The sequence below is a fragment of the Oerskovia gallyi genome (assembly GCF_014836745.1).
In the GTDB taxonomy this organism is placed as follows: domain Bacteria; phylum Actinomycetota; class Actinomycetes; order Actinomycetales; family Cellulomonadaceae; genus Oerskovia; species Oerskovia paurometabola.
On record NZ_JACSQE010000015.1, the window covers coordinates 99139 to 112549 of the forward strand.

Consider the following 13411-nt stretch of genomic DNA (forward strand, 5'->3'; position numbering starts at 1 on the left):
CCCCCTGCGGGGGTGCCCGAGAACGAGGTCGTGGCCGTTCTGCGCGCCACGGCGACCTCGACCTCGTTCTCGACCGCGGGGGTCTCCCGTCAGGAGGTCGGCCCGGCGTCCCGGGGGGTCGATGAGGCGGGCGTGGGTGCCGGACGTTCGACGCCGGGCGGCAGCGGGGCCGGTGCACGCGGCGGCACCGGCATGTTGCCCTCCATGACGTGCCGACGCCAGGCCCGACGGACTCGGTCCTTGCGGAAGGCCGTGCCCCCGACGACGATCGTCAGCGCCATGAACGCCCACCAGTACCAGGACGACAGGTAGATCGGGACGTAGACCCCCTGCCCGGTCAGGAACGCGACGGGCGTAGGCCACGTCGTGGCCAGGACGAGCATGGCGACCACCCCGGCCTGTGCCCGGAACGCGTAGGCGGCTCCGTGGATGTCGTCCGCGACCCACCACCAGTACTTCTCGGGCAGCCGCCTGTCGAACATCCGGTACAGGACCCACTGCCACAGCGGCGGGTGCTCGCGCCACCGCAGCCCCCAGCCGGCGCGCAGCAGGCTGCGGACCTCGTCGGTGCTCAACCGGTCGGGCGCGGGCGTCCCCGCGGCCTCGGCCCCCGCGTGCGCGACGTCCAGCTGGACCGCGAGCAGCTCGTCACCGTGGACCTCGCGCCAGCGGCGCGGGTAGGCGCGGGCCCACCAGCGCGCCGACCGTTCGAAGCGCTCGTAGAGTGTCAGGTCGCGGCGGCGCATCAGGCCAGCCCTCCGGCGAGCCTGCCCGACGTCGGGCGCACTGCCGTGCCGCGCGTGTCGAGGGCCTTCTGCGCCCTGGCGGCGAGCTCGCGGAGCCTGGCCGTCTCCTGCTCGGCCGCGCGGCGGCCGTCGTCGGTGATCCGGTAGTAGCGCCGGAGGCGACCGTTGACGACCTCCTCACCTGCGGGCTCGACGAGGCCGGCCCCCGAGAGCCGGTCGAGGTTGCCGTACAGGGTTCCGGCGCCGAGGGCGGTGGCGCCGTCGGACAGCTCGGCGACGGCCTGGATGACGGCGTAGCCGTGCAGCGGCTCGGGGGTGAGGGAGAGCAGGATCAGGTAGGCCTGCTCGGTCATGCGGAAGGGCTTCCCGCCGGCCGGGCCGCTCGTCGCTGTGGGCATGGTCGATATATATCGTGCGACGACCCATCGGGGCAAGAGGCAGCCCCGACCTGCGGTGTCAGAGGCTCGACCTAGGATCGAACACATGTTCGATCCGTCGCTCGCAGCCCGCCCCGGGCCAGGGGTCCAGGTGATCGCCGCCGTGCTCGCGCGGGACCGCACGTGCACGTTCCCGGGATGCTCGGTGCCCGCCTTCCGGTGCGACCTCGACCACGTGGCCCGCCCTGCGCCGCGAGAGCCGGACGCCCCCGAGCCCGACGTCCGGCCCGAGGACCTCATCTCGCTGTGCCGGCACCACCACGTGGTCCGGGCACGGTCCGGCTGGCGCCCCGAGCTCACGGCCGACGGCACGGTGCGCTGGACGTCACCGACCGGCCACCGCTACGTCCGCGAGCGCCTCGGCTCCCCGACGGGCTCAGGGCTCAGAACAGGGACTCGCCCGTGATCCGCTCGTAGGCCTCGAGGTAGCGGTCGCGCGTGCGCTCGACGACGTGGGCGGGCAGCGAGGGCGGCGGCGCGTCGGACGCACGGTCCCAGCCCGAGGCCTCGGAGGCGAGCCAGTCACGGACGTACTGCTTGTCGAAGCTGGGCTGCGAGCGCCCCGGCTGCCACTGGTCCGCGGGCCAGAAGCGCGAGGAGTCGGGAGTCAGCACCTCGTCCCCCAGGACGGTCGCGCCCGAGACGGGGTCGATCCCGAACTCGAACTTGGTGTCGGCGAGGATCACGCCGCGCGCGCGCGCGATCTCCTCGGCGCGCGAGTAGACGGCGAGCGTCAGATCGCGCAGGCGGGTCGCGGCGTCGATCCCGATCGTCTCCGCGACGACATCGAACGACACGTTCTCGTCGTGCTCCCCCACCTCGGCCTTGGCCGCGGGCGTGAAGATCGCCTCAGGCAGGCGCGACCCGTCGACCAACCCCTCGGGCAGCGGAACTCCGCACACCGTACGGTCCACGCGGTACTCGACGAGGCCGGAGCCCGTGAGGTACCCGCGGGCGACGCACTCGACCGGGAACATCTCGAGCCGGCGGCAGACCATGGCACGCCCCGCGACGGCGTCGGGCACCAGGCCGTCGCCCGGCATGGCGCTGGCCTCGGTGCTGACGACGTGGTTCGGGACCAGGTCCGCGAGCTTGTCGAACCACCACAGGCTGAGCTGGGTCAGGACGACGCCCTTGTCCGGGATGCCCGGGGACAGCACGTGGTCGAACGCGCTGACACGGTCGCTCGCGACCACGAGGACCACGTCGCCGAGCGGGTGCGCGCCACCGAGCTGCGCGAGGTCCGGCTCGTAGAGGTCGCGCACCTTGCCCGAGTAGACGTGCCGCCACCCCGGGAGATCGAGGTGGGCCGTGTCGAGGGCGTCGCGCGAGTCAGTCACGGCGCCTAGTCTCTCATCCACCCGCCCTCGCCTCGGGAGGTGATCTCCTGTCGTTCGTCCGAGCAGTCCGTCAGGACTCCGACCATGCGTGTCGGACATCCTGCGCCGTCGCTCACCGTCACGGCGCGGCAGTGCACCCGCAGGTAGCGGCCGTCGGCCGCCAGCAGCCGGTGCTCCAGGTCGAGCATCCCGCCGACGCCGCCGAGCTGGACCGCGAGCGCGACCTGGACTGCGGGAAGGTCCTCGGGATGGACCCGGTCGAGCCACTCCTCGGGGTCGGCGGTCTTCAGGTCGTCGGCGGGGAGGCCGAGCATCGCCCTCCAGGACGGCGAGAAGTAGACCGTGCCGGTCGCGACGTCCCAGTCCCAGGTCGCGTCGTACGCGGCGACCGAGGCCAGGGCGTAGCGTTCCTCGCTCACGCTGATCTCCTCCGCCAACCGTCGCTCGCGCAGCGCCGCCTCCTCGAGCTCCGTCCGCTGGGCACGCAGCGCGGCGAGGTGGTCCTCCTGGTCGAGCGCGACCGCGAGCATCGCTGCCCAGTGGTTGTACCTCTCGCGTGCGCTGGTCGCACGGGTGTCGACCGGGCCGCCGATCACGAGGTACCCCCAGTCGCTCGCGTCGGACGCCACGGGGATGACGAACGAGAGAGCGTCGGCACTCAGGAGCGCGCGCGGAGGGAACTGCGCCGCGGGAAACCTGTGCCCGACGAGCCGTCGGCCGGCCAGGCTGCCACGGACGCCGGCGACCTCCAGCGCGCCCCCTCCCGGTCCTGCACCGGGAGGGTTCCAGAGGGCGATCGCAGCCGGCCCCACCTGGCCCCTCGGCAGCCACTCGAGGTGACGCAGCGACGCGCTGTCGGCATGCATGAGCTCGAGGTCGAGCTCGTACTGGTCGACCATCGCCCGCTCGAGGTTCCCCGAGCGGACGAGCAGCGCGTGGGTGCATCCTTTGGCGAGCGCGACGAGGACCTCGGTCGTCACGTCGCTCAGCGCCAGAGAGCGTCCCTGCGGGCGTCCCCGCGCCCCGCCGACCCCGACCACGGCGCTGATCGACCCCGCCGGGCCACGGCGCTTGGTCCCGGCCCCGAGCTCGGCCTCGAGCGCACGCACGGCCGGCACGAGCAGCTCGAGCGCCTCGGGCACGGGGCGCAGCACGGCGGTGCGGTCGGCGAGCGCCCGGTAGAAGTGCGGCGTGGGCACCGTGCCGTCGCCGGCCGCGTCGGTCATCGTGCCGACGACCGCCCGCACCCATCCACCGACGGCGCTCTCGCCGGAACCGGTCGGGCCGGTGCTCCCCGGGCCTCGGCGGGCTCGCAGCACGACGGAGTCGTCGAGCACGGCGCGCGCGACGGCGTCGAGGCGGGCCGTGGCGGTGCCGGCCTCGGCCGCCTCGGCCGACGTCGGTATGCCGTCGACGAGCAGGTCCGTCCGTGTGCTGTCGACGCAGCCGCAGGACTCGCGGCAGACCAGCGTCGCCTCGGCGAGGTGCTGCCCGGGCCCCACCTGCTCACCGTGGATGCGCGCGAGCAACAGCTCGGCGGCCAGCTCACCGACCCGGTCGTGGTGGGGGTCGACCGACGAGAGCCGCGGTCGGGACCGGGCACCGCCGTCGGAGTGGTCGAAGCCGATCAGCGCCTGGTCGCGGGGTAGCACGAGGCCGGCATCGGCGAGCGACCGCAGGAAGCCCACCGCGTTGCGGTCGGTGCCCGCGACCGTCGCGGTGGTGTCGAGCCCTTCCTGGAGAGCGGCCCGTGCCGCTGCCGCCCCCGCCGCCTCCTGGTTGTCGCGGGTCTGGTAGATCCACTCGGGTCGCGGTTCGATCCCGCGGGCGCGCAGCGCGGCCTCGTACGCGGCGTGCCGCTCGACGAGGTCGTGCTGGCGCGGGTTCCCGAGAAACCCGATGCGCTCGTGGCCGTGCTGGAGGAGGTGCTCGACGGCGGCGCGCACACCACCCGCGTTGTCGGGTGTGACCACGGGCGCCCCGAGGTCGTCGACGGTCTCGCTGATCACCACGAGAGGCTTGCCCGATCGATCGAGCCCACGCAGGACGTCGTGCTCGACCGCGGACGTCACCACGATGACGCCGTCCATCACGTCGAGCCCCACGATCTGCCGGTGCGGCGGCCGGTCGGGGAACTCCTCCCGGTCCAGGTCGGCCGGATAGGTCTGGAACGCGACCACCCGGTGGCCGCCCGTCCGTAGTCCTCGTGAGATCCCCGCGAGGATCTTCCCGAAGTAGAAGCCGCCCACGACGGGCGAGAGCACACCGATCGTGAGGTTTCGTCGGTGGGTCATGACATCGACCATGGTGTCCACTCCGTCGTGTACCGCGTTCTCCGTGCGACCGGTCCGCCGTCGGGCCGGTCGGGTCGTGCTGTGTGCGCTGCCTGCGGCATGCTGTGTGACCGTGGCCACATTCTCACGTCCGGAAAGCCCGATTGCTACCGGTAGGCGTCCCACCATCACGGATGTCGCCCGCACGGCCGGGGTGTCGATCGCGGTCGTCTCCTACGCACTCAACGGGCGACCGGGCGTCTCCGAACGCACCAGACGCCGCGTGCTCCAGGTCGCCGAGGACCTCGGCTGGCGACCGAGCGTGGCGGCCAGGGCCTTGCGCGGAATGTCCGGGACGGTCGCTCTGCTCCTCGTCCGGGACGAGATCGGGACTGCGTCGACCGACGCCGATCTCGAGCTCGCCGACGGGCTCCGCGACGTCCTCGACACCGACCTCCCGTTGACCGTGCACCTCGTCGACTCCCTCCCCGAGGCGGCAGCCGGGGTCGCCACCTGGTGGGCCGAGCACCGCTACGACGCCGTCGTCATGACCGGGATCCGCACCGACGACCCTCGCCTCGCCGTCGTCGAACGGCTCGGCGTCCTGACCGTGCTGGTCGACCAGGTCTCCTGGTCCTCGGCGGCCCCGGCGGCCCCGGCGGCCCCGGCACACCCTGCCCCGCGGACGGTGGCCCTCGACCCGGCGGCAGACGTCAAGGTCGGCCGGCACCTCAGCGACCTGGGACACCGGCACGTCGCGGTGCTCGCGTCCGCGACGTCGCTCCGGTCAGGGCATGGCGCTGCGGTTGCCGTGCGTGACGAGGTCGCCCGTCGAGGTGGCACCACGCTCGTCGAGCCCTGCACGACGCTCGAGGAGGTCGCGACGACCGCCCGTCGGCTGCTCGCCACCCCGGTCCGCCCGACGGCGATCGTCACCTCGGACGCCCTGGGCGCCCTGGTCGTCCTCGACGTCGCACGCCGTGCCGGGCTGGCCGTGCCGTGGGACGTGTCGGTCGTCGCCGGTCGCGACGCCCCCGTGCTGCGCCTGTCGACCCCGCCCGTCACCGCGGTCGCGCGCCCCCTCCGCGCTCTCGGGCAGGAGGCGGGGCGCCAGGTCCTGCGCGCCGTCGGACGCCACGAGGGCGACCGCCCGGACGACGAGACCTCCCGGGAGGTCCCCGGTGGAAGGCTCGTGCTCCGTGGCACCACTGCTCCACCGCGCTGACCTCGCACGTCGCGGCGTCCACCGTCGCCTCCGTCCGCCGCCGCCGGGTGAACGACTGTGTCGTCCTAAACGTTTCATGTCGTTCCCTCCACACCCGGTCCGTGGCACGTTGCGCTCGACGCCGCACTCCCGCGGCACGGACCGGCCGGTGTCGTCCGGTCCGAGGACGAACCTCAGGAGGACCTCGTGTCACCAACCCCCCATCGGCTGCGCAAGGGCGCGACAGCCATGGCCGCTGCGGCGCTCGTCGCCGCTCCGCTCGCGCTCGCACAGGTTCCGGCCGCCGCGGCCGAGGCCCGCGTCGCGAACCCGTACGCCGGGGCCACCCAGTACGTGAACCCGTACTGGTCGGGTGCCGTGGAAGCGGCCGCCGCACGCGCCGACGACGACCTGGCTGCGAAGATGCAGGCGATCTCGGGCGAGCCCACGGCCGTCTGGATGGACCGCATCAGCGCGATCGAGGGCAATGCCGACGGCCCGGGCCTGCGCTTCCACCTCGACGAGGCGCTCGCCCAGAAGGACGCGGGCGTGCCGATCGTGTTCAACCTGGTCATCTACGACCTGCCCGGCCGTGACTGCTACGCGCTCGCGTCGAACGGCGAGCTGCCCGCCACGGACGCCGGGCTCGTGCGCTACAAGAACGAGTACATCGACCCGATCGTCGACATCCTCGACGACCCCAAGTACGACTCGCTGCGGATCGCGGCGACGATCGAGCCCGACTCGCTGCCCAACCTCATCACCAACATCAGCACGCCCGACTGCCAGCAGTCCGCCCCGTACTACCGCGCGGGCGTGAAGTACGCGCTCGACGAGCTCTACACGGTCGGCAACGTCTACTCCTACATCGACGCCGCGCACGCGGGCTGGCTGGGCTGGCCGAGCAACTCGGGCCCCGCTGCCAAGCTCTTCGCCGACGTCGTGAGGTCGACGAACGCGGGCTTCGCATCGGTCACGGGCTTCGTGACCAACACCGCGAACTCGACGCCGCTGGTCGAGCCGTTCCTCGAGGACGTACAGATCGGCGGCACGCCCATCCGGTCGTCGAGCTTCTACGAGTGGAACGCCGACTTCGACGAGGCCGACTGGACCGCGCACCTCTACGACCTCCTGGTCGCCGAGGGCTTCCCGGCCTCGATCGGCATGCTCATCGACACGTCCCGCAACGGGTGGGGCGGCGACGCCCGACCGACCGCGGTCAGCACGTCGACGAACCACAACACCTACGTCGACGAGTCCCGCGTGGACAAGCGCATCCACCGCGGCGCGTGGTGCAACCCCGCAGGCGCGGGCATCGGTGAGCGCCCGCAGGCCACACCGTCGGGCTACCCCGAGTCGCACCTGCACGCGTTCGTGTGGGTCAAGCCTCCGGGCGAGTCCGACGGCGCCTCGACGGACATCCCGAACGACCAGGGCAAGCGGTTCGACCGCATGTGCGACCCGACGTTCGTCTCGCCCAAGCTCTCCAACCAGCTGACGGGCGCGCTGGGCGGGGCCCCGCTCGCGGGCCAGTGGTTCGACGCGCAGTTCGAGATGCTCGTCGAGAACGCCTACCCGGTCATCGAGGGCGGCGGCACGACGCCCGGCGACGTGACGGCTCCCACGGCACCGACGGGCCTCACCGCGGGCACGGCCACGGCCACCTCGGTCCCCCTCTCGTGGACGGCCTCGACCGACGCGGTCGGCGTGACGGGCTACACGGTCTACCGCAACGGCGTGCAGGTCGGCACCTCGACCACGACGAGCTTCACGGCGACGGGCCTGAGCCCCGCGACCACGTACTCGTTCACGGTCACGGCGCGCGACGCGGCCGGCAACGTCTCGACGCCGTCTGCCGCCCGGTCGGTCACGACCGCGGCGGGCCAGACGGACCTGCCGCCCTCGACGCCCACGGGTCTGACCGCGGGGACGACCACGGCGAGCACCGTCCCGCTCTCCTGGAACGCGTCGACCGACGACGTCGGCGTGGCCGGCTACGTGGTCCTGCGCAACGGAGCCCAGGTCGGCACCCCGACCGGGACGTCCTTCACCGACACGGGCCTGACGGCGGGCACCACGTACTCGTACACGGTCCGGGCCAAGGACACCGCGGGCAACCTCTCGGCGGCCTCGGCCGCGGTGAGCGCGACGACCACGACGGTCGTCGTCCCGCCCCCCGGCTCGTGCACCGTCGCCTACTCGGCGAACGGCTGGGGCTCGGGCTTCACCGGCACCGTGAAGATCACGAACACCTCGACCAGCACGGTCAACGGCTGGAGCCTGGCCTTCACGTTCCCGTCGGGCCAGACGATCACCAACTCGTGGTCGGGCCAGTTCACGCAGACCGGCGCGAACGTCACGGTGACCGGGCTGTCCTGGAACGCGAACCTCGCCCCGGGCGGGTCCGCCGAGGTCGGCTTCAACGCGAGCCACAGCGGCACGAACGGCGTGCCGGCCGTCTTCACCCTCAACGGTCAGGCCTGCACGACCTCCTGACAGGCGCGCGTGCGGCCCTCGGCCGTCTGCGCACCGACGGGTCCCCTGTGTCGGACGGACCCGGACGGCGAAGGCCCGCGAGCATCGGCTCGCGGGCCTTCGTCCGTCGCCAGGTCCGCCCGCTCCTGGCCGTCTCCCGCTCAGGGGCGCCGACCGAGCGGGACGACCGGGCCGTACCGTCGGAAGGACGCGGTCAGTCCCGGGCCGCCTTCTCCGCGATGTCGGTGCGGTGGTGCGAGCCGGGCAGGACGACCTGGTCGACGCCCGCGTACACCCGGCGCCGTGCCTCGGCGAGGTCCGTGCCGCGCGCGACGACCGACAGCACGCGGCCGCCGGCGCTGCGCAGCGTGCCCTCGTCGAGCGTCGTACCGGCGTGCAGGACGTGCACGCCCTCGACCGCCTCGGCTCCCTCGATGCCCGTGATCGGGTCGCCCGTGCGGACGCTCGACGGGTACCCGTTGGCGGCGACGACCACGGTGACCGCGGCGTCGTCGGACCAGCGCAGGCGCGGGAAGTCCGCGAGCTCACCACGCGCCGCTGCGCGCAGCACCGCGGAGAGCGGGGTCGTGAGGCGGGCCAGGACGACCTGCGTCTCCGGGTCGCCGAAGCGCGCGTTGAACTCGACCACGCGGGTGCCGCGGCTCGTGAGCGCCAGACCCACGTAGAGCACGCCGGCGAACGGCGTGCCGCGGCGCGCCATCTCGTCGATCGTGGGCTGCGCGACCCGGGTCACGACCTCCTGGGTCAGGCCCTCCGGCGCCCAGGGCAGCGGGCTGTAGGCCCCCATGCCTCCCGTGTTGGGGCCGGCGTCGCCGTCGAACGCGCGCTTGAAGTCCTGCGCGGGGGCCAGGGGGACGACGCTCGTGCCGTCCGACAGGCAGAAGAGCGAGACCTCGGGGCCGTCGAGGTACTCCTCGATGACCACGACGGGGTCTCCCGCACCGGGGCGGGGCGTCGCGAAGCAGGCCTGCGCGTGCTCGAGAGCCTCCTGGCGGTCGTCGGTCACGACGACGCCCTTGCCCGCGGCCAGCCCGTCGTCCTTGACGACGTAGGGGGCACCGAACGCGTCGAGCGCCTCGGCGACCTGGTCGATGTCGGTGCAGACGTGCGCGAGCGCGGTCGGGACCGACGCGGCGGCCATGACGTCCTTGGCGAACGCCTTGGAGCCCTCGAGCGCGGCAGCCTGTGCGCTCGGTCCGAAGCAGTCGATGCCGGCCGCGCGCACCGCGTCGGCGACCCCCGCGACGAGCGGCGCCTCGGGGCCGATCACCACCAGGTCCGCGCCGAGGCGGGTCGCGAGCGCCGCGACGGCCTCCCCGTCGACCGCGCTGACCGCGTGCAGGGTCGCGAGCTCGCCGATGCCCGGGTTGCCGGGGGCGGCGTGCAGCTCGTGCGCCTCCGCACCCGTGGCCGCTGCCTCCTGGGCGAACGAGTGGACGATGGCGTGCTCGCGGGCACCCGAACCGATGACGAGGATCTTCACGGGACGGCAGTCTACCGATCGCCACCCGGGGCGACCGGGGCGTCCACGTGACCTGCGCCCGTGACGGCGCTGCCACCGGCCCCCGACGGCCCGTCGTCGGGGTCCCCGCTCGTCGCGGGGTCCTCGGCGTCCTCGTCCCGCACGGTGCGCTTCTTCGAGGAGGGCATGAGCGCGAACCCGACGAGCGCGCAGGCCGCGACGACGACGGGAATCCCGACGGTCGGGCGCCGCAGGACCTCGATCGCGTCCCGGGCTCCCGGGATCCGGACCATGGGCACCAGGGCGTCCTCGACCACGTAGGGCTCGGGGTCGTCGACCGGGTTGTTGTCGCCGCGCAACGTCAGGGTGCGGGCCGCCCCCGGTCCGTCCTCGACCTGGACGACGCGGTGCGTGACGAGGACACCTTCGCGCGTGAACACGCTCACGACGTCGCCCACCTCGAGCGTCGAGGCCGGGACACGGCGCGAGACGATGCCGTCGCCCACCTCGTAGGTGGGGATCATCGAGCCTGAGACGACCACGAGGGACTGCAGGTTGCCCGTCTGGATACCGACGAACAGCACCAGTCCGAGCACCCCGGCGATCGCGGCGACCGTGAGGAACGCGTCGCCGATGCGCTTGAGCCACTTCATGCAGCACCTCCGGGAGAGGCCGTCGGGTCGAGAGAGGTCGAGGGAGTCACGGCGTCACCCCCAGGCGGACCAGGTCTGCAGCACCGGCCACGGCCGGTACTTCTTGGGTGCCGCTGTGGGACCGCCCTCGATGCCGAGCTGCCCCTGGGCGTTGCTCCCCCAGCAGTAGACGCTGCCTGCGGTGGACATCCCGCACGCATGGTTGCTGTCGACGTCGATCGCGGCGAACTGACCGATGTCCATCTGGCCGGTCGTGATCTCGGACGGGCGGTCGACGACGGTCTGGACCCACGACTCGTCGTACCCGACACCCGCCTGCCCGGACGCGTTGTCGCCCCAGCAGTAGCCGTCCGCTCCGGTGGTGATGGCGCAGGCGGTCATGCCGCCGAGGTCGACCGAGCGGACGCCGATCTCGGTGAGAGCACCACGGACCTGGAGCGGCACGTTCGAGAGCTCGACCTGGGCCCCGTCGCTCGACTGCCCGAGCTGCTTCTTCGAGTTGTCGCCCCAGCAGAAGGTCCGCAAGGCGTTGTTCGGCCCCGAGCCGACGGCGCACGCGAAGTTCTGACCGACCGACACGTCTCCGACCGCGAAGCCGGACATGGGGCCCGTCGTCACGACCTGGACCGGGACGAGGCTCGTCGTCGTGGTCCCGTCGCCCAGCTGTCCACGGCCGTTCTCACCCCAGCAGTAGGGGACGCCGTCGGCCGTGAGGCAGCCCGACGCCTCGCCCACCCCGATGTCCGTCACGGTCGCGGACGCCGGGAGGGCACCTCCCGAGATCAGGACGGGAGTGGCGCTGCTCCCGGCCGAGGTGTGCGTCTCCCCCCAGCAGTACCCCTTGCCTCCGCTGACGACGCAGGACGAGCTCGCCCGGAGCTCGAGCTCGGTCACGGCCCCGGTCTGCGACGCTACCCGGACCGGCACGGCGGAGCTGGCGACGCCGGACACGCCGAGCTGTCCCTGGTCGTTGCCTCCCCAGCAGTACACGCCGTCGTCGGTCGCGGCACAGGCGTGCGACGTGCCGACGTCCAGCCGGGTCACGGTCTTGCCCTGCAGCTCTCCGCGCACCGGGCCGACGAAGACGTCGGAGGACGTGGTGTTCCCGGTCCCGAGCTGACCCACCGAGTTGTCGCCCGAGCACCAGACCTGCCCGCTGACGAGCGCGCACGAGAAGTTGCCCCCGGCGACGACGTCGGTCGCGGTCGCGGCGACCGCGACGTCGATCTGCCCCTGGGAGTAGACCGCGTCGGTCCAGGCAGCCGTGGTCGGCTCCGGGCGGCCCGCCCACAGGACCGCCGCGACGGCGAGCAGGAGCACGAGCAGCGTGGCCGCACGCGTGCGGAACCGGTCGGAGCCCGGAGCGTGGAGGTGCGCTCGGGTCATGGATCGGCTGGCCATGCTCTCTCCTCTCGTCCTGGTCGTCTCGTGTCCTCGGTCAGGCGTCCTGGTCGATGCGGTCGTTCAGCCGGGCGCACGGCCGTGCCGTCGGTCGCTCTCAGCATCCCGCCGACGCCGTACGAGCGCAGCCCCGATGCCGAGCAGCCCTCCGGCGAGGGCGGCCAGGGACATGACGTCCGTACCGGTGGTGGCGAGCGGTCCGCTCCCCGGCCGGCCCGCGCCCCCTGGACGGTCCGCGGCGTCGGTCCCAGTGGTTCCCGGGGGATCGTCCGGCCAGGTGGTCCCACCGCCCTGCGAGGCCTCGCCCTGCGTCTCCTGGACGGAGAGGTCGTAGCGGACGCTGCCCGTCGCACCGGCGGCGACGTCGTCGTCGAGCGTGACGGAGACCTTGAGCGACGTCGTCCCGCCGGCGGGCAGGACGACCTCCTCGCTGGATGTCCCGGCCCGCTCCCCTCTCCACCCCTCGACGAGGACAGCGGCCCCCGTCGGGCAGGAGCCGTCCTCCCAGGTGGTGCTGCACGCCTCGATCGACGTGCTGAGCGACGAGCCCAGCTCACCGCTGGTCGTCATCGCGACGCCCACGACGACTCCGTCGCTCTCGTGGGTCGAGGCAAGGTCGACGAGGGTGGACCGGGTCTGTCCCGGTGACATGCCGTCGAAGGAGAACGACTGCGGCTGGGGGATCACCTCCCCGGCCGACACCCTGGCGGGTGCGTCCACGGCGACGGCAGCGCCGGCTCCCAGGAGGGCTCCGGCGCTGCCGAGCGTGCAGGCAGTCGCTATCCCCGCGACGGCGAGAGCCGTTCGCGGGATCCGGGCCATATCAGGAAGCGATCTCCGTGCCGGTGACCTGGACGGTGATCTGCGCGGACTTCCCCTGGGCCCCGGCGTTGGGGCCCGTCGCGCTCGTGTCGGGGTTCGTGAACGCGTAGGTCACGTCGACCGGGATGACGTCGTTGGTCGCGAGGTTGTCCGGGTCCTTGCCGCCCGACGTGTCGTACGCGGCGGTGACCGTGAGGAACGAGGCTGCGTCACCCGTGACCGAGACGACCGGGGTGTCGACGAGGTCCGCCGCGTTGGTCGAGTCGGCATTCTTGACCCAGACCGTCCGCGTCACGGACTCGCCGGGGGCCAGGTCCTCGACGACGGGGATCGTGAGGGCGAGCGCTTCGCTCGACGCCTCCTCGAACCCGGTGTCGGCGCTGGTCACCGAGCCCTGCAGGTTGAAGGCGGACGTGCTGACGTCCCCCTTGAACCAGACGTTGTCGCTCCAGAGCGCGCTGGTCGCGGCCACGCCGACCCCGAGGACGACCAGGCCCGCGAGTCCTGCCTTGATCTTGCGGCTACGTGATTCCTGCATGAAACACCCATCTCTCTCGGTCAGGGCTGCGAGCGGTAC

The 13411-nt window shown here is 72.9% G+C and carries 12 protein-coding genes; 3 read left to right on the forward strand and 9 right to left on the reverse strand.

From position 1 onward, the window contains the following. Positions 1 to 89: 89 nt before the first annotated feature. Positions 90 to 746 (reverse strand): hypothetical protein, encoded by a 657-nt coding sequence (locus tag H9640_RS17095; protein WP_191791976.1) that lies wholly within the window; start codon positions 744 to 746, stop codon positions 90 to 92. After that, positions 746 to 1144: a PadR family transcriptional regulator gene (locus H9640_RS17100; RefSeq protein ID WP_225227384.1), complete on the reverse strand. Its 399-nt coding sequence runs from the start codon at positions 1142 to 1144 to the stop codon at positions 746 to 748. The genes H9640_RS17095 and H9640_RS17100 overlap by 1 nt, the downstream gene beginning before the upstream one ends. A gap of 85 nt (positions 1145 to 1229) precedes the next feature. Between H9640_RS17100 and H9640_RS17105 the strand changes: the two genes are divergently transcribed. Beyond that, on the forward strand, positions 1230 to 1589 hold the full coding sequence (locus H9640_RS17105) for an HNH endonuclease signature motif containing protein (protein WP_191791977.1): 360 nt from the start codon (positions 1230 to 1232) through the stop codon (positions 1587 to 1589). On the opposite strand, the gene H9640_RS17110 is transcribed toward H9640_RS17105, so the two are convergent. Together H9640_RS17110 and H9640_RS17115 are read right to left on the reverse strand one after the other, a co-directional pair. Continuing rightward, positions 1567 to 2523 carry a phosphoribosylaminoimidazolesuccinocarboxamide synthase gene (locus H9640_RS17110; protein ID WP_307823940.1) on the reverse strand — a complete coding sequence of 319 codons (957 nt, stop codon included), beginning with the start codon at positions 2521 to 2523 and terminating at the stop codon, positions 1567 to 1569. The genes H9640_RS17105 and H9640_RS17110 overlap by 23 nt on opposite strands. 5 nt (positions 2524 to 2528) lie before the next feature. Beyond that, positions 2529 to 4817, reverse strand: coding sequence for a substrate-binding domain-containing protein (locus tag H9640_RS17115; RefSeq protein ID WP_191791979.1), 2289 nt, complete (start codon positions 4815 to 4817; stop codon positions 2529 to 2531). 10 nt (positions 4818 to 4827) lie between these two features. Here H9640_RS17115 and H9640_RS17120 point away from each other — a divergent pair, with 10 nt between their 5' ends. After that, complete coding sequence (locus H9640_RS17120) at positions 4828 to 6021, forward strand: LacI family DNA-binding transcriptional regulator (protein ID WP_225227385.1); 1194 nt, start codon at positions 4828 to 4830, stop codon at positions 6019 to 6021. A 186-nt stretch (positions 6022 to 6207) separates the two neighbouring features. Then, complete coding sequence (locus H9640_RS17125) at positions 6208 to 8496, forward strand: glycoside hydrolase family 6 protein (RefSeq protein WP_318243820.1); 2289 nt, start codon at positions 6208 to 6210, stop codon at positions 8494 to 8496. A gap of 193 nt (positions 8497 to 8689) precedes the next feature. Here the strand turns inward: H9640_RS17125 and purD are convergent, their stop codons facing one another. The 5 genes from purD to H9640_RS17150 form a co-directional block, all read right to left on the reverse strand. Beyond that, positions 8690 to 9979 (reverse strand): phosphoribosylamine--glycine ligase, encoded by a 1290-nt coding sequence (gene purD / locus H9640_RS17130; RefSeq protein ID WP_191791981.1) that lies wholly within the window; start codon positions 9977 to 9979, stop codon positions 8690 to 8692. An 11-nt stretch (positions 9980 to 9990) separates the two neighbouring features. Continuing rightward, positions 9991 to 10611 carry a signal peptidase I gene (locus H9640_RS17135; protein ID WP_191791982.1) on the reverse strand — a complete coding sequence of 207 codons (621 nt, stop codon included), beginning with the start codon at positions 10609 to 10611 and terminating at the stop codon, positions 9991 to 9993. A 54-nt stretch (positions 10612 to 10665) separates the two neighbouring features. Further along, positions 10666 to 12012: an RCC1 domain-containing protein gene (locus H9640_RS17140; RefSeq protein WP_191791983.1), complete on the reverse strand. Its 1347-nt coding sequence runs from the start codon at positions 12010 to 12012 to the stop codon at positions 10666 to 10668. A gap of 63 nt (positions 12013 to 12075) precedes the next feature. Further along, positions 12076 to 12699 carry an LPXTG cell wall anchor domain-containing protein gene (locus tag H9640_RS17145; RefSeq protein ID WP_191791984.1) on the reverse strand — a complete coding sequence of 208 codons (624 nt, stop codon included), beginning with the start codon at positions 12697 to 12699 and terminating at the stop codon, positions 12076 to 12078. Between the two features lie 136 nt (positions 12700 to 12835). Then, positions 12836 to 13372, reverse strand: a complete 537-nt coding sequence (locus H9640_RS17150; protein ID WP_191791985.1) for a hypothetical protein — start codon at positions 13370 to 13372, stop codon at positions 12836 to 12838. Between the last annotated feature and the right edge of the window lie 39 nt (positions 13373 to 13411).